This is a genomic window from Flagellimonas eckloniae (assembly GCF_001413955.1).
GTDB classification, from domain to species: Bacteria; Bacteroidota; Bacteroidia; order Flavobacteriales; family Flavobacteriaceae; genus Flagellimonas; species Flagellimonas eckloniae.
This window is the reverse complement of record NZ_LCTZ01000002.1, coordinates 1,152,311-1,172,621: the sequence shown is the minus strand read 5'-3', so window position 1 is coordinate 1,172,621 and position 20,311 is coordinate 1,152,311. Positions and strand designations below refer to the sequence as shown.

At 37.1% G+C, this 20,311-nt stretch carries 18 protein-coding genes; 3 read left to right on the top strand and 15 right to left on the bottom strand.

Annotated features, from left to right (window positions below; genetic code table 11):
- The first annotated feature begins 1 nt into the window (after position 1).
- Together cysD and AAY42_RS05105 are read left to right on the top strand one after the other, a co-directional pair.
- On the top strand, positions 2 to 913 hold the full coding sequence (cysD, locus tag AAY42_RS05110) for a sulfate adenylyltransferase subunit CysD (RefSeq protein WP_055393017.1): 912 nt from the start codon (positions 2 to 4) through the stop codon (positions 911 to 913).
- An 18-nt stretch (positions 914 to 931) separates the two neighbouring features.
- Complete coding sequence (locus tag AAY42_RS05105; RefSeq protein WP_055393015.1) at positions 932 to 2,188, top strand: sulfate adenylyltransferase subunit 1; 1,257 nt, start codon at positions 932 to 934, stop codon at positions 2,186 to 2,188.
- 55 nt (positions 2,189 to 2,243) lie between these two features.
- Here the strand turns inward: AAY42_RS05105 and AAY42_RS05100 are convergent, their stop codons facing one another.
- From AAY42_RS05100 to AAY42_RS05090, 3 genes are all read right to left on the bottom strand, one after another.
- Positions 2,244 to 2,900, bottom strand: coding sequence for a NeuD/PglB/VioB family sugar acetyltransferase (locus AAY42_RS05100; RefSeq protein WP_055393013.1), 657 nt, complete (start codon positions 2,898 to 2,900; stop codon positions 2,244 to 2,246).
- Positions 2,901 to 2,912: 12 nt separating this feature from the next.
- Positions 2,913 to 3,518, bottom strand: a complete 606-nt coding sequence (locus AAY42_RS05095; protein ID WP_055393011.1) for a sugar transferase — start codon at positions 3,516 to 3,518, stop codon at positions 2,913 to 2,915.
- Between the two features lie 101 nt (positions 3,519 to 3,619).
- Entirely contained in the window at positions 3,620 to 4,816 is a 1,197-nt protein-coding gene (locus AAY42_RS05090) for a glycosyltransferase family 4 protein (RefSeq protein WP_055393009.1), read from the bottom strand.
- 229 nt (positions 4,817 to 5,045) lie between these two features.
- Here AAY42_RS05090 and AAY42_RS05085 point away from each other — a divergent pair, with 229 nt between their 5' ends.
- On the top strand, positions 5,046 to 5,732 hold the full coding sequence (locus AAY42_RS05085) for a sulfotransferase family 2 domain-containing protein (protein WP_055393007.1): 687 nt from the start codon (positions 5,046 to 5,048) through the stop codon (positions 5,730 to 5,732).
- Positions 5,733 to 5,748: 16 nt separating this feature from the next.
- On the opposite strand, the gene AAY42_RS05080 is transcribed toward AAY42_RS05085, so the two are convergent.
- From AAY42_RS05080 to AAY42_RS05025, 12 genes are all read right to left on the bottom strand, one after another.
- Positions 5,749 to 6,399: a sulfotransferase family 2 domain-containing protein gene (locus AAY42_RS05080; RefSeq protein WP_175288729.1), complete on the bottom strand. Its 651-nt coding sequence runs from the start codon at positions 6,397 to 6,399 to the stop codon at positions 5,749 to 5,751.
- Positions 6,400 to 6,512: 113 nt separating this feature from the next.
- Positions 6,513 to 7,400 (bottom strand): glycosyltransferase family 2 protein, encoded by an 888-nt coding sequence (locus tag AAY42_RS05075; RefSeq protein WP_055393004.1) that lies wholly within the window; start codon positions 7,398 to 7,400, stop codon positions 6,513 to 6,515.
- Between the two features lie 7 nt (positions 7,401 to 7,407).
- The gene (locus AAY42_RS05070) at positions 7,408 to 8,664 is read right to left on the bottom strand and encodes an O-antigen ligase family protein (protein WP_055393002.1); all 1,257 of its coding nucleotides are present in this window, start codon (positions 8,662 to 8,664) and stop codon (positions 7,408 to 7,410) included.
- A gap of 79 nt (positions 8,665 to 8,743) precedes the next feature.
- Positions 8,744 to 10,018, bottom strand: a complete 1,275-nt coding sequence (locus AAY42_RS05065) for a glycosyltransferase family 4 protein (protein WP_055393001.1) — start codon at positions 10,016 to 10,018, stop codon at positions 8,744 to 8,746.
- Between the two features lies 1 nt (position 10,019).
- The gene (locus tag AAY42_RS05060; RefSeq protein ID WP_082433327.1) at positions 10,020 to 11,063 is read right to left on the bottom strand and encodes a glycosyltransferase; all 1,044 of its coding nucleotides are present in this window, start codon (positions 11,061 to 11,063) and stop codon (positions 10,020 to 10,022) included.
- Positions 11,064 to 11,293: 230 nt separating this feature from the next.
- The gene (locus tag AAY42_RS05055) at positions 11,294 to 12,403 is read right to left on the bottom strand and encodes a glycosyltransferase (RefSeq protein ID WP_055392997.1); all 1,110 of its coding nucleotides are present in this window, start codon (positions 12,401 to 12,403) and stop codon (positions 11,294 to 11,296) included.
- Positions 12,404 to 12,501: 98 nt separating this feature from the next.
- A complete protein-coding gene (locus AAY42_RS05050; RefSeq protein ID WP_055392995.1) occupies positions 12,502 to 13,941 on the bottom strand; it encodes a lipopolysaccharide biosynthesis protein in 1,440 nt (479 codons plus the stop codon).
- Positions 13,942 to 13,994: 53 nt separating this feature from the next.
- Positions 13,995 to 15,080 (bottom strand): GDP-L-fucose synthase family protein, encoded by a 1,086-nt coding sequence (locus AAY42_RS05045; protein WP_055392993.1) that lies wholly within the window; start codon positions 15,078 to 15,080, stop codon positions 13,995 to 13,997.
- A 4-nt stretch (positions 15,081 to 15,084) separates the two neighbouring features.
- Positions 15,085 to 16,197: a GDP-mannose 4,6-dehydratase gene (gene gmd, locus AAY42_RS05040; protein ID WP_055392991.1), complete on the bottom strand. Its 1,113-nt coding sequence runs from the start codon at positions 16,195 to 16,197 to the stop codon at positions 15,085 to 15,087.
- Between the two features lie 37 nt (positions 16,198 to 16,234).
- Complete coding sequence (locus tag AAY42_RS05035; RefSeq protein ID WP_055392989.1) at positions 16,235 to 17,134, bottom strand: sulfotransferase domain-containing protein; 900 nt, start codon at positions 17,132 to 17,134, stop codon at positions 16,235 to 16,237.
- A 50-nt stretch (positions 17,135 to 17,184) separates the two neighbouring features.
- Positions 17,185 to 17,874, bottom strand: a complete 690-nt coding sequence (locus AAY42_RS05030) for a sulfotransferase family protein (protein ID WP_055392987.1) — start codon at positions 17,872 to 17,874, stop codon at positions 17,185 to 17,187.
- Positions 17,875 to 18,227: 353 nt separating this feature from the next.
- Complete coding sequence (locus AAY42_RS05025) at positions 18,228 to 20,048, bottom strand: hypothetical protein (protein WP_055392985.1); 1,821 nt, start codon at positions 20,046 to 20,048, stop codon at positions 18,228 to 18,230.
- Positions 20,049 to 20,311: the final 263 nt, after the last annotated feature.

Genomic DNA, 20,311 nt, shown 5'->3' with positions numbered 1-20,311 from the left:
GATGAACGAGTACAATTACTCATTGAACTACATCGATGAACTGGAGTCGGAAGCAATTTACGTTTTACGTGAAGTGTGGGCTCAATTTCAAAACCCTGTGATTCTTTTTTCTGGTGGAAAAGATTCAATAGTTGTAACCCATTTGGCCAAGAAGGCATTTTACCCCAGTAAAATTCCATTTGCTCTCATGCATGTGGATACTGGCCATAATTTTCCCGAAACGATTAAATTTAGGGATGATCTAATCAATGAACTTGGTGTCCGCTTAATCGTTGGTTCCGTTCAGGAATCAATAGACCAAGGTAGGGTAGCAGAAGAAAAAGGTAAAAATGCAACCCGTAATGCGTTGCAGATCACTACATTATTGGATGCTATAGAGTCTAACAAAGTGGACTGTGCCATTGGAGGGGGAAGAAGAGATGAAGAAAAGGCCAGGGCCAAAGAACGTTTTTTCTCCCATAGAGATGACTTTGGACAATGGGACCCTAAAAACCAACGACCTGAACTTTGGAATTTGTTCAACGGGAAACATTTTGAAGGAGAACATTTTAGAGTCTTCCCAATAAGTAACTGGACAGAGATGGATGTTTGGAACTATATTCTTAGAGAAAACATTGCAGTTCCTTCTCTATATCTTGCCCATGAACGCGACGTGGTCTGGAGAAACGATTCATGGATTCCCAACTCAGAATTTCTGGTAATGGAGGAAAACGAAAAAATCGAAACAAAAAAGATAAGATTTAGGACTTTAGGTGACATTACTATTACCGGAGGTATCGAATCGGATGCAGATACTTTGGACAAGGTCGTAGAGGAAGTGTCCGCAATGAGACAGACTGAGAGAGGAAACAGAACTGATGACAAAAGGTCTGAAACAGCAATGGAGGATCGTAAAAAACAAGGCTATTTTTAAAAAATTGAATTGAACAACATGGGTATAAGTGATAACCAACTTTTAAGATTTACAACAGCAGGAAGTGTGGACGACGGAAAAAGCACACTGATTGGCCGTCTTCTGTATGATTCAAAATCGATATTTGAAGACCAGCTGGAAGCTGTTGAGAGTACAAGTAAGCAAAAAGGACACGAGGGAGTGGATTTGGCACTTTTTACAGATGGCCTTAGAGATGAAAGAGAACAGGGTATTACCATAGACGTAGCGTATAGATACTTTACTACACCTAAACGCAAATTTATCATTGCCGATACTCCAGGACACATCCAATATACCAGAAATATGGTGACCGGAGCTTCAACCGCCAACGCAGCAATCATTTTGGTGGACGCAAGGCATGGGGTGATAGAACAGACCAAAAGACACTCTTTTATAGCCTCACTATTACAGATTCCACATCTTATTGTGTGCATCAATAAAATGGATTTGGTTGATTTTGATGAGGAGGCGTATAACAAGGTTTTAAAACAGTTTGAGGATTTCTCGACCAAGCTTTTTGTAAAAGATGTTCGGTTTATACCAATTAGTGCTCTTTTGGGAGATAATGTCGTAAATCGTTCGGAGAACATGCCTTGGTACAAGGGAGCCCCTTTACTGCATACACTTGAAACCCTTCACATAAGCAGTGATATTAATAAAGTGGACTCAAGATTTCCGGTTCAAACCGTCTTGCGCCCTCAACGAGATGGGTTTATAGACTATAGAGGTTATGCTGGAAGAATATCAAGCGGAATCTTTAGAACAGGAGAAGAGGTAACAGTATTACCATCTGGTTTCACTTCAAAAATTAAAAATTTGGAAGGCCCAACTGGTCAAATCGATGAGGCGTTTGCTCCGATGTCAGTTTCAATGACTCTTGATGATGATATTGATATTGCACGGGGCGATATGATCGTTAGATCCAATAATATGCCCGAACCATCTCAAGAAATGGAGGTTATGTTATGCTGGCTGAACAGTTCCAAAGCGAAACCACGCGCCAAATATGCTGTTAGGCATACAACCAATGAACAAACGGCCATGATCAAAGAGGTTATCTATAAAATAGATATAAATTCCTTGGGGCGTGAGTTCGATGATAAGGATATAAATATGAATGACATATGTAAGGTAAGGCTTAGAACAGTTAAACCTTTAATGATTGATTCTTATAAAAACAATAGAATTACAGGAAGTGTTATTTTAGTAGATGAATCTACCAATGAAACAGTGGCGGCTGGAATGATTATTTAGTACGTTTTTACTGTAGAATAAAAAGGGGCTTTTGAAAAAAAAAGCCCCTTTTTGTTTAAACATCATCAGATTTTACTCTAATGGTTTTTGCCGGAACCCCGGCAACAATATGATTTTTTTCTACATCCCGTATGACAACTGCACCAGCTCCAACCAAAGCATCCTCTCCAATACTTTTTACCCCGGTCATTACAGAGGCGCCAACTCCAACAAACGACCTATCTTCCATAGTAATATTGGCTCCTATGGCAACACCCATTGAAAGAAAACATCCTTTTTTTAGCTTGGTATGATGGGCAACCTTGCTCCCAATACTAATTATTACATAGTCCTCTATGATAGAATGTGGCATTACTATGACACCAGGCATAAGGGATATTCCCCTACCTATTTTCACCGAATCATTGAGAATTACCGATTCATGAATTAAGTTTGGAATTTTGGCTCCCGCATTGTGGAGCTTTTCAAGATATTTGACCCTTGTTTCATTGTGGCCAATGGAACAAAAGATATGTAAGGAGGGGTCTGTTTGTACCACTTTCATTAAATCTTCAAAAGTTCCAAGAATTTGCACTCCATGAATTGTTTTTCCAATTTTTGAAGTGTCATCATCGTAGAAACCTATGGTTTCATACCCTTGTTCCGAAAGATATGTTAGAAATACCTCTCCATAGTAACCAGAACCAAGAATAACTGCTTTTTTTAAAATCATAAAATAGTTGGATTAATTGCTACCGGTGAAAAAAGGCATTGTTTTTCCCTCATCGCTGTTTATACCATCCTTGACAAGGATCTTTTTAATGGTCAAGAAAAAAATCTTCACATCGAAACCAAAACTCAATCTATCCACATATTCAATATCATATTCAAATTTTTTGGTCCAACTTATTGCATTTCTGCCATTGACTTGTGCCCACCCAGAAATACCAGGTCTAACATGATGTCTGCGTTTTTGCGCTGGAGAATATAAATCCAAATACTCAACCCTTAATGGCCTAGGGCCAATAAGGCTCATATCTCCTATAAGGACGTTTATGAGTTGGGGTATTTCATCAATGGAAAACTTTCTTGCAAAACCACCAAAAAAGGTAATCCTATCATTGGCAGGTAGCAGATTGCCATCCGCATCCTTTGCATCGTTCATCGTTTTAAACTTGATGATGTTGAATATTTTTTCATCCTTACCAGGTCTTGGCTGAATGAAAAAAGCACTTCCTTTATTGGCAATCCAAAAACAAAATGTAAAAAATAGTATAACAGGACTTAGTATGACAAGGCCTATGAAAGAGGCTAAAAAGTCTAGTGTCCTTTTTAAGAATGGATTATACATGTTTTTATGATGTTATGCTATGCGAACGTTTTTTTTGATTAAATATTACGGGAAATTTGAAAAGATACTACCAATCAAAAAAGAGTAAATCAGATTCCCCTTTATTGGGCATCACTAATGTTTTCAACTACACTAAGAAATTGGGAGCATAGTAGTGATTTGTCATATTTGGATTGGGCTAAAATTCTACTGTTTTTGCCAAGTTCTTGGCACCATTCGGGACTTTCTTTCAGCTTTAGTATTTGTTTGGTCATTTGTGCTGGTTCATTGATATCTGCATAAAGCCCGCATTTGGAACTTTCTACCAAATCTTTGGTCCATCCGGGGGAGTTGACTATTATTGGCTTACCTGCAGAAAGAGAATCAAAAAGTTTATTTGGAGAGTTGGTATATAGGATGGGTAGGTTTTTAAACGTGACCAATGAAACATCGCAAATATTTACAATGGCAGAGAGTCTATCCATGGGCACTCTTCCATAAAAATGCATATTCCCAATAGCTTCATTTTCACACCTTTCTTTCAGGGATTCCTCTGTGGACCCGCCACCAAGAAAGACAAACTCCACATTGTCCTCTTTTTTTAAAAATTTGGCTGCGTCCAAAATATAATCCATTCCATTGGCAACTCCCATTGCCCCAAAATAGACAACCTTAAAAGAATCTTCTCTAAGACCGAGTTCCTTAATTAAACCAGGGTCTTTTTCTCTTGGCCAAAACCTATCTATTTTGGACATATTGGGTATTGTGGTTACCCTTTTTTCGGATATGCCCGCGTTAATTACTCCAGCGGCCATTCCTGGTGAGAGTGCAACAATTTCCGATGCGTTATGATAAATCTTTTTTTCGAACCAATATGCCAGTTTTGTAAGGAATTTATTTTTCAAACCACCCATTTGAACTGGTACATCTGGCCATAAGTCCCTTACCTCAAAAAGATAGGGCGTGTTTCTTAGTTTTTTTGCTAGCAATGCAGGTAATCCCACAGTCAAGGGAGTGGAAGTGGCAATAATCATATCCCATTTTTGACCGAACAATACTTTCCAAGAAGACACCAACATAAACTTAATGAAAGCCGTTGCTCTTTTAACAACACCCATATTGTTGCTGTAGGGCACTTTCAAATAAACAACCTCGATCCCATCAATTGTCCTTTTTGTTGATTTTTTTCCATCCCTGCTGGAGGTAAGCATGGTTATTTCATGACCGGCTTCAATCAATTTTTGGGAAATCCAATAAGACCTGGTACCCCCGGTGTCGTTGGGCGTATTAAAGTATTGATGGATGTATAATATTTTCATGGAATTTGTTTTAAACTTATCAGCGGGATTTTAAAAATGAATTGAAATTCAAAAGAACTGGGATAAAGTGGATATTTTGGTATTTTGATTTCATCCTGACAAACTTATAAATAAATATTGTGCCCTAACATAAATTACCTAACTATGCTGTCTGGAGTGCCCAAATTTAAAAATTGGCACAACATTTTTTCAGGTCTATAGTTATATTCTATAATTTGTACTATTCGTTATGCTGATATCACATAAAAAGAAATTTGTTTTTGTCCATATTTATAAGACCGCTGGTACCTCTGTCATGAATGTTTTTCTACCCTATGGTAGGTTTATCGATAGGTTAGTTTTTGATTTTTGGTTTTCAAAAAAAATAATTTCCCAGATAATTAAGTTGATGAAATGGAATGATGACGGGCAACGGCAGTTTACAGGTGTCCATAAACATGCTCCTGCCATTGCTATAAAAAATTATATGGGACCCAGTTATGATGACTATTTCTCATTTGTCTTTGTAAGAAATCCTTATGACCTAATGGTCAGCCTCTATTTTTATATTTCCCAAGCCAAGTTGCACGTTGACCATGAACGTGTTTCCAAAATGACCTTTACAGAGTTTGCAACATGGCATATCTCAACAAATCCCAAAACACAATGGGATTTTGTAGCTGACCCTACCACCGGCAATCTTATGGTGGATTATGTGGGAAAGTTTGAAACGTTAAATTCGGATTTAGAGCATATTATGTCGAAACTGGACTTAGCGGATAATAGAGGACTCACTCATAAAAATCCTTCAAGAAAAAGAAAGTCCAAGGATTATAGGGACTATTATGATACAAGTACTAAAAAAATGGTATCAGATTACTTCAAAAAAGACCTTGAGGGTTTTGGTTATAGTTTTGATGGTATAACTGCAACTTAAGGCTTAAAGCACATGGTTATGTGTGCTTTAAGATTGGTTTGGAGTAACCAAATAGCTTTATGTCTTCTTGGAAAGCCTCGTTTACCAAATCAATTGTCTCTTGGGTATAATAATTTAAAAAGCTATCGGTTTTTGCTCTGCTGGCATTAAGCCTTGGCAAAGCGGACTCGACACCAATCTTTTTGCAAATTTCAGCAAAGTCATTATCAAGATTCTCCATTTTTCCGATAAAGTCGATCAAACATTCATCACCTACATAGAAAAACTTTTTCTGAAGCTGCAGGTCCTCGTTTACCCTCCAATTGATATATTCATCGAACGATTTCATGCCTTTAATAAGTTCATGTTGCCTATGTCCCTCTCTTTTCAACATAAACTTGTATAGAGACACCTGCCAGTCCCACGGGTTGCGTACAAAACCAAACTTAAAATAGGAATCGAAAATCTCTGGTGAAATATTCTTTTTGAGTTCAGGAGCATTAATGTGGTGGGCAAAAGCCTTTGAATACACCTTGGGATAGTCACCGTTGAGAAATTTGATTTTGTCTCCAAAGTTTGAGGCCCAAAAAGACTTATTATTATATGGTCTAAGGGCATTTCGGACGCTTGTTCCTGCAACTTTATAGTTATGGACAAATATGAATTTTTTGCTGTGGGAAAGAATCATTGTGGATGGTTGTTTATTACTAACTAATTTTAATGTGAAAATAATCATTTACAGCATAGAGAACGTTTTTACAACAACAATATTTTGGATGCCTTTTGCCCTCTACATGAGCTCTATTTTCGATATCTGTTTTTTCTAGAAAGAAAATTGACGTAGAATTTAGGAAAATACAATTTTATCCAACCGACAATCACCAAAAACGGATATCGCATTGGAAAAAATTTCTTCATGTACTTTAGATAAGATTCATAAGCTAGTCCAGTTGGCTTGTACAATTTCTCCCTTCTTTCTTTTAACGTTAAGGTGCTAAAATCCTCATAGATATCTGCGTGGTCATTTTCACAATGGCCGCAGTATTCTGGCGCTATCACCACGGGGATTTTATTTTTGTTTGCCATAAGTGAATAGTCGTAGTCTGCAATTCCATGGGAATAACCCGAGGAAAGTATTCCAATTTTCTCAACAACTTCTTTTGGTACATACATGATATTGGCGTTAGCCAGGTCACATTTCTGGTACCCTCCATTTGGTGCTAGTCTTTTTTGGGTATACAGGAATTTGTTCAGAATAATAGACCCACTGTAGGTTACAAGTTGGGTTTTTCTGTCCTCTGTGGCTCCAATGCAAATTCCAGGTCTACCTAAATTTTCTATGCAATGGCCATGACATTTTAGAAGCTGTGAAAATACGTTTTCATAGAGTTCCACATCATCATTGAGCAATAGGTATACATCATAGTTCCCCTTTAAGGCCTCATTCCACGAGTTTCTCATTCCTTCCGCCCAAAAGAGATTTCCACTCCCTGATAGTAAGATCACATCGGGAAATTGTTCTCGTACCGCCTCTGAGGTACCATCGGTCGATCCATCGTCTGTTAGAAAGACGTCGAGCTCAATAGCTGTTTCGCCCTCATATTTGGCATGGGACTGGTATAGCGTACTTAGGGAATTAAGTGTTTTTTGTTTTCTGTTGAAACAAGTATAAATACCGGCTATTCTCATAATTGACTTATATTGATTGGGTTTCTGCCCGCCTATGGTCAGGCAGGGCTTCTTTTTTACCCAAATGCTGTTTTTTTCTTTGAACTATCATAATATATTCTTTAATGAAACCCTGAAAAAAGCAATAGACAAGGAAAAAAGAGAAAATTCCCTCTGTTACTGGTTCCACAAAGAACATTAGATTGGATGCCAGGATTAAAGAAAAGAAAATGGTGGTTACACTCAGATGCCCATTACTTAAAAGAATGGCTTTTTTTGTGTTCAGAATAGACCTTATAGAGTATACTACCAATAAAATAAAGGGAATAACCCCATGGATCCTGGCCACATCCAGCCATAAATTATGGCTATATCCGAATTCTTCCTTATCCCAACCCAAAGGGCTTTTAAAAATATTTTCTATGGACATGCTCCATAATTTGGTCCTACCACCGGCACTACCGGTATTATCGCTATTCTGTAAACGTCTTCCCAAAGTAGACATGTATTCGGAATCCAGATCGAAAGGAACATACAGAAATACTAGAACTGCAACAAAGACCAATGAAAAAAAGAGTTTAAAATTTTGGTTCAACGATTGTTTTGGGATAATGAAAATCAAAGTCAATACAGTTGATATTAGAAAAATGGCCAATTGCGTTCTACTGCCCAGACGAAATACGCATAACAGCGATTGCACAAAAATGATGGCCGCTATGGCCTTAAACTGAATATTAAACTTTTTGAGTTTTACCAGCAATAAGGCGGGAATGCACATGTTGAAGGTCAAAAACGCAGCCATTAATGTTGCTTTAATGGGTTTGCTACCATTCCAGATCATGGGAATAGAGCGATCAAAATTTGCAAATCCACCACCCTTTAAATTTACCGTTACAGATATTAAAGCTGACAATGAATAAAGTAAACCAACTGTAAAAAAAATGTAGAAAATACTTTCAAGATTAGGTGTCTTACTCATAAAATACCTGCCCAGCATAAAAAACACGGGAGGAAATACACCATAGAAAATTACCGTTTGTGTAAATATATCTGGATCAATAATTGAAAAAAGCCCATATACGATAGCAAAAGCTTGGATAAGAAGAAAATCAAAATCAAGACGCTTTAACAAAAAATCCTTTTTTAGATAAACAAATCCGGTCAGGGCATATCCTGCCAAAAAATTCTTCTGAAAAGGATCTATGAGAAAAAAACAAAAGAGACCTACGATATGGATACCCAACCGCCTAAAATAAAATAAAATTTCCGCTATAAGTTTATGCATCCCTGTAGTAAAGGTTATATTGCTTGTTTGCAAATAGCTACACTATCCAAGTAACGTTTTTTTTGCTGTTAAAGTGCAGTTACTCAACATCATTTTTTTTACCCAATGTATTATAGATTTCAACAAGCCTCGACGCGTTTTTGTCTCGATCATGTCTATCTGAGGCAGCCTCCATACCATTTTTTGATAACGTTTTTGCCAGTTGATTGTCTTTAAATATATCCATAATGCGCTGTGCCAACATCACAACCTCTTCAAACCTATAAAGTAATCCGGTTTCTTTATCGGTTACCATATCTGCAACCCCTCCAACGTATGATGAAATACAGGGTACTCCCAATAACTGGGCTTCTCCAAGGGAATTTGGGCTGTTCTCAATACTTGATGGACAGATAAAAATATGGGCATTTAAATATTCTTCGACCATTTGGTCTGCATTCAATGGTCCGGTAAAGGTAACCTGATCTTGCAAACCATTTTTTTTGATCAAAGAATTAATATAGCTTCCATATCCTTTGATACTCATTTTATCTTTTAGGGTATTCTTTTTTGTAATATTACTTCCCGCAATCCTAATTGCAAGCTTTGGAAAAAACTTTTTGACAATTACGGAAGCTTCAATCACTTTATGGAGTCCCTTTAAAGGATAACCTGCTTGACTTAGAAATATAGTATGCTCTGTTTTTGACAAGATATCCCATTTTTTGGAAGTGTAGAATGGGTCTCGAAGGGATTCATTGCAAAAGTGATAGTTTGAACCGGGATTGACCGTTTTTACCTGATCAAAATCCCATTGTGTCCTTCCTATAAAATCTTGTATTCTTCTAAGATAGGTCAGTTCAATATCTATCCCTTTCTTTTTGAATTTTTTATATGCTTGAAAAACAGAATCTTGTTTAAATATATCCCTAAAGGTGATATGGCGATAGAAGTCTTTTGATGGTATTCCCCCAAAATAATATTTTGTGTAAGAGTAAATAAGACCTTGGATGGAGGTAACATAAACCAATTCTGGACAAGCGTTTATTAGGGCCAGGCCATGGGCGTACTCTGTTCCATGAATATGCACGAGATGTGGCTTTATCTGGGCAGTAATATTTTGCCATTCGGTCTCCAATGAACGATCGTATTTTTCCCGGGAGACCGATCCACTTAGTAGATAATACGTAATTCCCCCTATTTCTTTTTGAAATTTGGGCACGCTGGGCCTTGCCGTTACCACGGTGAGTTTTATACCCATTCCACATAAATCCTTTGCCAAACCATACATCCAACCACCAGCGGTAGGTGTTTTTTGATTTAGTGCGGTCGCTAAATCCGGAAATATGGTGTTGACCACCCAAAGCACATTCATATCAGCTTACTATTTTTTTCAATACTTCTAATTGAAATATTGGATTATACTTAGTATCAACGACTTCATAGGCGTCATTTCGTACTTGATTTCTTTTCTCTTTTGACAAGTTCGTCCATTCCAGGATTTTTCCAACCAAACTTTCCAAGTTATTTTCTTTAAAAAAACCTCCGGTCATCCCTTTTGTTATGACTTCATGCTCTGGCATTTGGAGTTCAAAATTGTCATTTGTTACAATAGGTAATCCGAAAGTCATTGCATGCACAGCAGTAAGGCCTATTGGTCCTGGCGACACACACAAATCCGCATTGAACATCATTGTTCCAATTTTATGTTCATCATAACATGGTCCGTAGAACCATACTTTATCCTCCAAACCGTGCTGAGCAACCAATTTTGGTAGGTTTACATCTTCCACATCCTTACCAATAATAATAAGATTGCAATGGTTTCCTTTTGCGTTTAGAATACTCAATGCCTCAATTAGCATGTCAAGTCGTTTGGACCATTGTATTCTTCCTATATAAAAAAGTGTAGGGAAGTTATTTCTAAAATGGTCCGAATAAATGGAAGAGGGACCTATTCGATCTCGAATTTTCTTTTGTACCAAGTAATCCAAGGAATTATAAATGGGAATTAACTTATTTTCTTTAAACCCTTCGCGAAGCATTACGTTTTTGGATAGATTGCCATATAACAACACCTTGTGACTTAACTTGTAGAACAATATATCCAGAAATTTAGCGACTCCAACTTTATTTCCCTTCATGCCATGGGTCCAAACGATTACTTTTTTGTTGAGAATTTTGGCGAAAATCAATATAAACCAATGGGAAAGGTATTTTGACCCACCCGATAGGATATAATATCTATAGGGTTTAAAAATTAATTTTGCAGAACCTTTGAGCCAGTAATACTTCCATCTTGATACCGTTTTATTTATCAATATTTTTTTAAAGCCCTTTAAACTGTCCAAATCCATTTGCTTAATGGGTGTGTTTGCAGAATCTCCAAAATAGAAATCGCAGGCAAGTTCAGAGTCCATCAATTTATAGATTGGAGCTCTGTAATGCGGAGCAAAATTAAAAATGCAACAAATTTTGGGTTTCAAGGAAGCAACAAATTTTATAACATTGAATTATGTGGAACAAACAGCACAATCTTCGGTTTTAACGTAAACTTTCCTGCAAAGATGTTTAATTAGAGTTCAAAAAAAATAAAACGGGCATAAAGTACCAATATATGCGTTAAAAGTAGTCAACCCTTCCATTAAAATCAATAAAGTTTCTCAGTCATTTTCGCGATGCTCTTCCAATCATAATAATCAAAAATCCTTGACCATACCTTTTCATCAGGATGTTTCTCTTTGTTTTTTGTTGCCTTGAGAATAGTATTTTTTAAGGTTTCCACTTTTAAGTCATCCAAAACGTACCCGATACTTCCAAAACGAAAGGGCTCTGTTAAACCACCTTTGTCGGAGACTATGACCCTTTTTTTCTCATTGAGCGCGGTCAATAGAAACCCACTTTGCGAAATCTTAAGATAGGGCAGGAGTACGTAGTCGGAGATTTCCAAAAATGCATAAAACTCTTCATTTGAAACAGCTTTGTTGATAATTGTGGTATTGTCAGCGCCTTGCAGTGTATTAAGCACAGGCGACTCTCCTTCACCGGCTATGATAAGATGCATTTTGTTTCTTTCTTCTGTTGAAATTGACATCCAGGCATCTACGATCAGTTCTATACCCTTGTAGGGATTAATTCTTCCAAGGGCACCAAAAACGGTTTTGTTTTGTAATCCCTCATTCTTTAAGAGCTGTTCTTTAATTATATTTATTTCGGACCTATTTAAACCTTCCGTTTTAAAAGTTCCATGTGGAATCACCTCAATCTTATCTTTTTTAACATTGAAGGTTTCCGATAGCTCTTCTTTTGTTCTGTCCGTGTGTGCAATCAACGTATTTACTTTAGAGTATATCTTTTTGTAAATAAAGTGGTATTTGTTGCCAGAACCATGCGGAAGCACATTATGCACCGTTAAGATGGTTTTTATTTTTTTACTATTTAGGATCAACAGGAGAAAAAAATCCAGATATGGTATTTTAAGCCATTGAAAGTGTATTGACCTGGGTTTGTACTTACCTACCATTTTTAAAAGCAAAGACTGACTTTTAAGATAACTCCATATTTTACCTAATCCCCTTTTGGAAGAGTAGTCATATATCCTTTTTATGTCTCCATCAAAATCGCTAAATTGGGTCTGCGTGTTGCAGAGGTACAATGTTTTGTGCTTTTCTATGTTGGATAAAATATTATAGTCGTATTTCCCAAGTGTACCATAGCCCATGGGATTGACAAAAAAGGTTATATTTTTTTTTGTTCGCATTTATCGTAGATCCTTTGTAGGACAAAAGTATGATGCCAAATGTACTTGAATACAATTTGTGGCTAAAATATTTAATTCGATAGTTATTAAAAATGACTTCATTTATTTTTAAAAAATCCTTTTGTTTTTTTGACCATTATAGATGACTCCTCAATTTTAAATGCCTTAATAAACATAGCATATATTGGGAGTGCCACGATGGGGGCAACAACCAATTTAATTAAGTTGGAATCAATGAAGAATAAAATAGAAAAAGTGAGCCCGCCCATTATGAGGCCAGACAAAGCTATAGGTGCAATATCCTTAAATTGCGAAAAGGGACCATAAGACATGATCTTGCCAGGGTAGTACGTATTCACATAAAAGTGGATTATAGTTGAGACAAGTTCTGCGAGCGCAATGTAAATTATACCATATTTTAAAGCAAAAATAAAGAACACGATTCGTATTGCCAGTTTTACTATTAACTGTCTTAGCGATAGGTCTGTTCTACCAATTACAAATAGCAGGTTTACATTAACACCAGATATGAGGGTAATCATACGGGCAAAACAAAAAATTTGCATAATTGGGACAGCCTTGAGCCATTTTTCTGTTAAAAGGGTAAGAATGAGAGGTTCTGCAACAATGGCCAACAATAAAAAAACAGGAACTACAATTACTGATGTTGCCCTAATAATTTTCCGATAATAAGCTATCAATACTTCCCTTTGGTCCTGTACTTGGGATAAACCTGGCAACAAGACCCTTCCCAACATTGATTTGATTATTTTTTGAATGAATGATGTAAACTGGGTTCCACGAGTATAATAACCCAAATCTTGAGTGGTGGTATATTTACCAATTAAAAGAGAGTAAATATTGTTCACTACAGCATTTAACAACGATGATATCAATATGTTGGATCCAAATGAGAACAATTTTTTAAATGATGATTTGGAAAAGACCAAGCTAGGTCTCCATTTAAGGAAAAACCAAATTAAAATTGATTTGGTTCCCGACCTGATGATTGTTTGCCATACCAAAGCCCACACACCGTATCCGGAATAAGCCATGTATATGGCAACTGCACCAGAGATTAGCACAGAGGTTAGGTTAAACTTTGTCAACGATTTAAAGTCCAACTTTATGGTAAAAAGTGTTGATGGTACCGCAAAACATGCATTTAACAACAATGTTACCGCCAGAACCCTAAGCAGTTGTGTAAGTTGGTCAATCTCATAAAAATTGGCTACCAGCGGGGAAACAAACCAGAGAATACAATAGAAGAAAATACTGATTAGGATATTGAATAAAAATACCGTGGAAATATCCTCAGGGGTACGATCCTGTTTTTGTATCAGGGCTTGCGAGAAACCACTTTCTATGAAAACTTCCGATATAACTATAAAAACGGTAAGTATACCAATGATTCCATATTCCGTTGGAGTGAGAATACGAGCAAGGATTATTCCTATTGCAAACTGAACGGTTTGTATGGAGATACGCTCAATTGCACTCCATGCCATTCCACTAAAGATTTTATCCCCTAGACTCATACAATAGGTAAGATATTATAGTTTTTATTTTCCTTTAGGTAGATACCAAATTCTTAGGATTTTTGGTACCAGTCATAAATTTGTTCTATCCCGTTTGGAAGGTCCATGGTATGTTTCCAGCCAAGGGCGTTGAGCTTGCTTACATCTGTCAATTTTTTTAAGGTCCCGTCAGGTTTTTGATCATTGTAGAACAAATTTCCAGTAAATCCTATTTTATCTTTAATTAGATTTGCCAGGTCAAAAATTGAAATATCCTCACCGGTGCCAATGTTAATATGTGTATTTCTTATTTCCGGGGTATCACTTGGGTATGTATCCTTGAAATTCAAACGTTCCATTATAAAAATACAGGCATCGGCCATATCTTCGGACCATAGGAACTCCCTCATGGGTTTACCACTTCCCCAAATTTCAACCTGTACTTTTCCACCTTTCTTGGATATACCGAATTTGGACAGCTTTTCAAGAATCTCCACTTCCTCCGAATTTTGGTCAATTCCCTCTATGGGCAAGGCGCCAATGTCTTTTTTTATCAACTCCCAGTTATCATTTTCCAAGGCTTTCCCCAAGTGCATCTTTCGGATTAGAGCGGGTAGTACATGCGATTTTTCAAGGTCAAAATTATCATTTGGGCCATACAGATTGGTGGGCATTACTGATATGAAGTTGGTTCCATATTGCAGGTTGTAACTTTCACAAGTCTTTATTCCGGCTATTTTGGCAATTGCATAGGGCTCGTTCGTATACTCAAGGGTATCCGTAAGGAGGTATTCCTCTTTCATGGGTTGGGGACAATTTTTTGGATAAATACACGTGCTTCCCAAAAACAAAAGTTTTTTTACCTTGTTTAAGTAAGAATAGTGAATGACATTGTTCTGTATCATTAAATTTTCATGAATAAAATCTGCGCGATAGGTATTGTTGGCCACTATGCCTCCAACCTTGGCGGCCGCCAAAAACACGTAATCAGGTTTTTGTTCTTCAAAAAACTGGCGTACCATTTCACTATCGGATAAATCCAGTTCAGAACGTGTTTTTAGCAGTAAATTTTTGTAGCCCCTTTTCTTGAGCCCCTTGAGGATGGCACTCCCAACAAGACCCCGATGTCCGGCAACATATATTTTAGAACCAGGTTCCATAGACTTATTCGTAGTAATTTAATATTCGGTACCCTCCTTTTTTCAAATACTGCTCTTTTTGCATGAGTTTGAGGTCACTTTGAACCATATCCTCAACGAGGTCATTTAAGTCGTACTCTGTTTTCCATCCCAATTTTTTATGGGCCTTGGAAGAATCACCAATCAGTAGTTCCACCTCAGTGGGTCTGTAGTATTTTGCATCCACCGCAAGGATCTCTTTCCCAATTTCAATCTGGTACTCCGAATTGTTGCATGCTTTCACACGGGCCGTTTCATTTACACCTTCGCCTTTAAACTCAAGTTCAATGCCCGCATGTGCAAAGCTCATTTTCACAAAATCTCTTACTGTCGTTGTCTTTCCGGTTGCTATTACCCAATCTTCGGCCTCCTCTGCCTGTAAGATCATCCACATCATCCTAACATAGTCCTTTGCATGCCCCCAATCTCTCTTGGCATCCAAATTTCCCAAATAGAATTTATCCTGGAGTCCTAATGCTATTCTAGCCGTGGCCCTGGTAATTTTTCTTGTGACAAAGGTTTCCCCACGAATTGGGGACTCATGGTTGAAAAGGATTCCATTGCATGCGAACATGTTATAGGCCTCCCTATAATTGACTGTTATCCAGTAGGCGTACATTTTGGCAACGGCATAGGGGCTTCTTGGATAAAATGGGGTGGTTTCGCTCTGGGGAACTTCCTGCACTTTGCCGTATAGTTCGGATGTTGATGCTTGATAAATTCTAGTTTTCTTTTCCAATCCCAATAAGCGAACGGCATCTAAAATCCGCAAGGTACCCAAACCATCGGCGTTACCGGTATACTCGGGTATCTCAAACGAAACATGAACATGACTCATTGCCGCCAAGTTGTATATCTCATCTGGTTGTATTTCTTGTATAAGACGTATGAGATTGGTACTATCGGTCATGTCCCCATAATGCAAAATGAAGTTTCTGTTTTCTACATGTGGGTCCTGATATAGGTGATCAATCCGATCGGTATTGAAAAGGGAGGACCTTCTCTTCAATCCATGGACTTCATATCCTTTTTTTAGTAAAAACTCACTCAAATATGCTCCATCTTGTCCGGTTACCCCAGTGATTAGTGCCTTTTTCATTTGTTTGTTGATGTTAATTGATTTAAGAATGTTGCCGTTAGCTTTTCCATGCGGACAGATCCTTATTAATAATTTGCTCTAAAAGTTCAATATCCTGTAAATACCAACGAATCAGTCTTTCACGTATTTCATTGGTAAATTTTGGTTTCTTTTTTTGTTTCAATATTTTGATAAATACGAGGTCATTGAAAAACTCTATTGATTTTATACATAGCCTATCCCCAAAAGTCTTCTTTTTTTGGTAAATACGTGTTTTATCCTTATTGTAATCAAAACGAAATCTATTCCTTAGCGTTAAAAACCGTGCACTCTGCAGAGAATAGTTGACCTTCATGGGCCTTTTGTCCAAAATTTGGTGGGGAATATACGAATCATCAACGCCTAAAAAGTGGTAGCACTTTTTTATCACAGCTAAATTGTCATGTTTTAATTCGTCAAAGGTAAGCGTTAACAAGTTTTCACCGAACATGCTTGTATATTTTTCCAGATGTTTTGAATATAATCCAAAATCTAGTACTTCGGATGTACGTGGGTACTGTTCCTTTAAGTCTCCATTCAATAGCCTTAAAGCCCCTGTGTTAAGAGGTAAGACTGGTCCTACGCCATAACTCATTTGATGAAAGTAGGCAGATTTAAAGCGATCAAGTGGATTACGCAGGATGGCGATAAGTTTCATTTTTGGATTTAGTTGATGGATTCTATCTGCCACCTCCGGTTTTCCTAGATAGTTGGGTCTTTTTATTCCCAAAATTTTACTTTGGTCAAGATTATCCAGCTTTTTTTTAAGCCTTGCCAATCCATTATTTGCATAGTCGGGGTCTTCAAAATGTGGACTTTCTTTCTCAACCATATTTATTTCTGGGTGGTTGTCTATAACATTTTGAATGTATGTGGACCCACATTTCTGCCCTCCGATAATTACAAAATCTAGTTTCATGTTCAGCTGTAGATTGACCCTTTGGATGGTTAGACTATTTTCTGTAGCGATTATTTTTTTGTGGATATCTGATAACCAAGGGTTTCAAAAATCTCAGGTTCAATTTTCTGATTGATCTCATCCAATTCGCCCTGTGTATAGTCTTCAAGATATTCTTTGTTTAAGTAATAGTCCAACCGATTGGATGTAAAGGCCGATGAATGGGAAACTTTTTTCAATGAACTCTGTATACCCTTAATTTTGGAGATCCAATTTTTTTTAAGTTCTAATTCATTTTCAATTTTCACCAACTGCTCCGCAGGGGCGGTGAGTAGGTCCAGATACTTTACAAATAGTATTCTGCTATCTTCCTTTGAAAATTCAATCCATTTTTTATAAAACAGATTGTATTCCTCTGCATAGTGGTGATCAACTTTGGGCCAATTGCATTTTGCACCCCATTTTTTATAACTGGTCAACCAGCTATACGGATCTTTGGAAACGACTATTACCCCATCTATATGGGGAACAGAACCCAAGGAATCTATATATTCCTGGAAATTTTTATATGTTAGATTGTTATTGTACTGGGGATCTGGCATTAAGTGCTTTTCATCATAAAGTCTAAAATGCTTCTGAATTGGATGTGACCTATCTAAATTACTGTTGAGAAAATTTATTCTAAAATTCTTCAGCAACAGGGTTTCCATGAAATTAGTACCACTTCGTTGCAATCCATAATGCAATAGGTTTTTTTTCATAATTTTAATTCTGCACTTTTTTGAAAATTAGAGATACCCAACTTTTTGGAACGATTCATAGAACAGGGGCAAATAAAACCAAATTTTAGCGAGTTTTACAAAAAAGCAGGTATTAAATAAAATTTATCGTTTATCGGCTTAAAACAGTTTATACTTGGTGCTCAAACCATTAAAATTCTTTCAAAAAGAACGAACTATAAAAAAGGAAATTGTTCTTAGCTGTTATTATTTGTTGTATAATTAGGAATGGTCGCTTTTGGAAATTAAAAATCATTGAAATAAAAAACCATCCCAAATTAGATAAATGGGATGGTGTATTGTTCGCACAATGCTTAACTTGAAGCAAGGAAATGTTAATTTTCTGGATAAACCCCTCTACCGTCATTCAAAAGTTTTCGGTTCATGGCGGCAATACCCATGGCCTGTGACTCTTGATAATTTACTTTTGAAGTGTTATAATGACTATGTATTCTGGCTTGAAGAGACTCATCAAACCTTCCAACAGCAATCATACCGTGAGAACCAGCGTCACCATTATTGGCGGTACCTGAACCATCAACATTTACAGTAAATTTTATTGGACTATCTGATTCCCAAACCAATTCATTGGTAGTTGCCACCAAAGACCTCATATCTTCGGCGTTCCAGTACATTCCATTTTCATATGCAGTAACCCAAAAGCTTACAACATCCGAACCATGGTTTACATCTTGTATATTATCTGATTCCCATGTTTCATACCAAGCATAGGCACTACCAATGTTAAAAATTCTGTCTCTTAGGCTGGAACCGGAGTACCTAGACATTCCTTTATAAGATACATTCTCAAAAACCTCTAAATATTCTGATTCTCCAGTAATGATATACAGCTCCATACCAATTCTGGCCCAGTGACTAGCAGTGTGGGATCTACTTCTATAAATTCCAGATAGGTTATCATTGAACCTGTACCATTTTTCCCAAATATGCTCTTCTGTAAAAGCAAGTATGTTATTATACCTTGATTGATACGAGCCTTGGGACATTAAGTTTGGCGATTGTTTCATAATACGGAGCAGCGTTGCCACGAATCGGTACATAAAGGACTCCCATAGATTAGTTCCTTCCTGGTTGCGCTTATCCCCATATCTTTCCAAATTTGAGGGCCATCCAAGATAACCGGAATTTTCGCCACTGACCGGAATGGCATCATCCATTGTATTTTCAATAAGGTCAAGGGCGTCATCCAAATATTTGTTGTCACCGGTGGCCTGCCATATTTGAATAAGCCCATCAAGGGAGTAGGACATATAATAGTATTCCTGCATGGCATTTCCACTTTCAGATTGGGCAACTGCCTTTGGGTACTGCTCTGCCCAAGCCTTGTCAAACAAATCTTTCCAATGTTGAACATCTGCACCAACTTCGTGGTTTATGTCTACTTCCTCATCGGTATTGGTGTCTTCATTAGTCTGGTCGGTATTTTCGCCATCACCCTCGCCTTCACTATCATTATCACTACTTTCTTCATTATTGACATTATCCTCTACCACAATATCCTCCGAACCCTCAGGTGCTCTATAAGTAACCTTTAATTTAGGCCCTTTGTTAGAAGTATGCTCCTTGGAGGCAATGGCAAGGTCATTTCCACTATTGTGCTGCACCACAACGGTTATTTTTTCATTGGATAGAGTACTGACATCTAAGGTCACCTCTTTGGTAACACCAATTTCGTAAGAATCATTAATGGAGTTTAATTGATTTCCCATGTCCGGTAGGGCAGATGGTTCATCTACATTTTCTTGCCAATTCGAAGATAACCCTTTTAGAAAGCTGATATTTCCATTTCCTTTGTCACCATAAGTGGTAAACTGTAGAACCACCTTTTGGATTTCTCCATTGACTTTCTCAATTGGTGATAAATCGAACATTAAATATCCTGTCCTATTACCCTCTTCAAGTCGCACAATTGACTGATTGTACACCGTTGATTTTTGTAAGAACACATCATTAATTGTAGAGAATGTGAACGTTTTGGTCTCGAATCCATCATCTATGTTTTCTTCTAGAACAATTTCTGGTTCCTCCAGAACAGCTTCATAGAACAAATCTTCATCTTTGCCGCAGGAAAACAGCAACAATACTAAAGAAAATACGGATAACAAATTTTTACGTTTTATGGGTGGGGTTTTCATAAGTAGGTAACGTAATTTAAGCGGTTACGAATTAAATCCGTAAGCAATATTATTTAAAAATGTTACCATATCGGCAAAAACACCGATTTTTTCGATGAAATGCACCAATAGTTAAAAACTGAGTAGGAATACTACCGAAATATCCTGTTAAGAAATCTATAATTTATTCTGCTGGAACTAAGCCCAAAGGCAATATTTTGACTTAATGTTTCTATGTTTCAAGATTTTGCGTAGCCGGTTTATCTCTTAAAATAATGGCAATT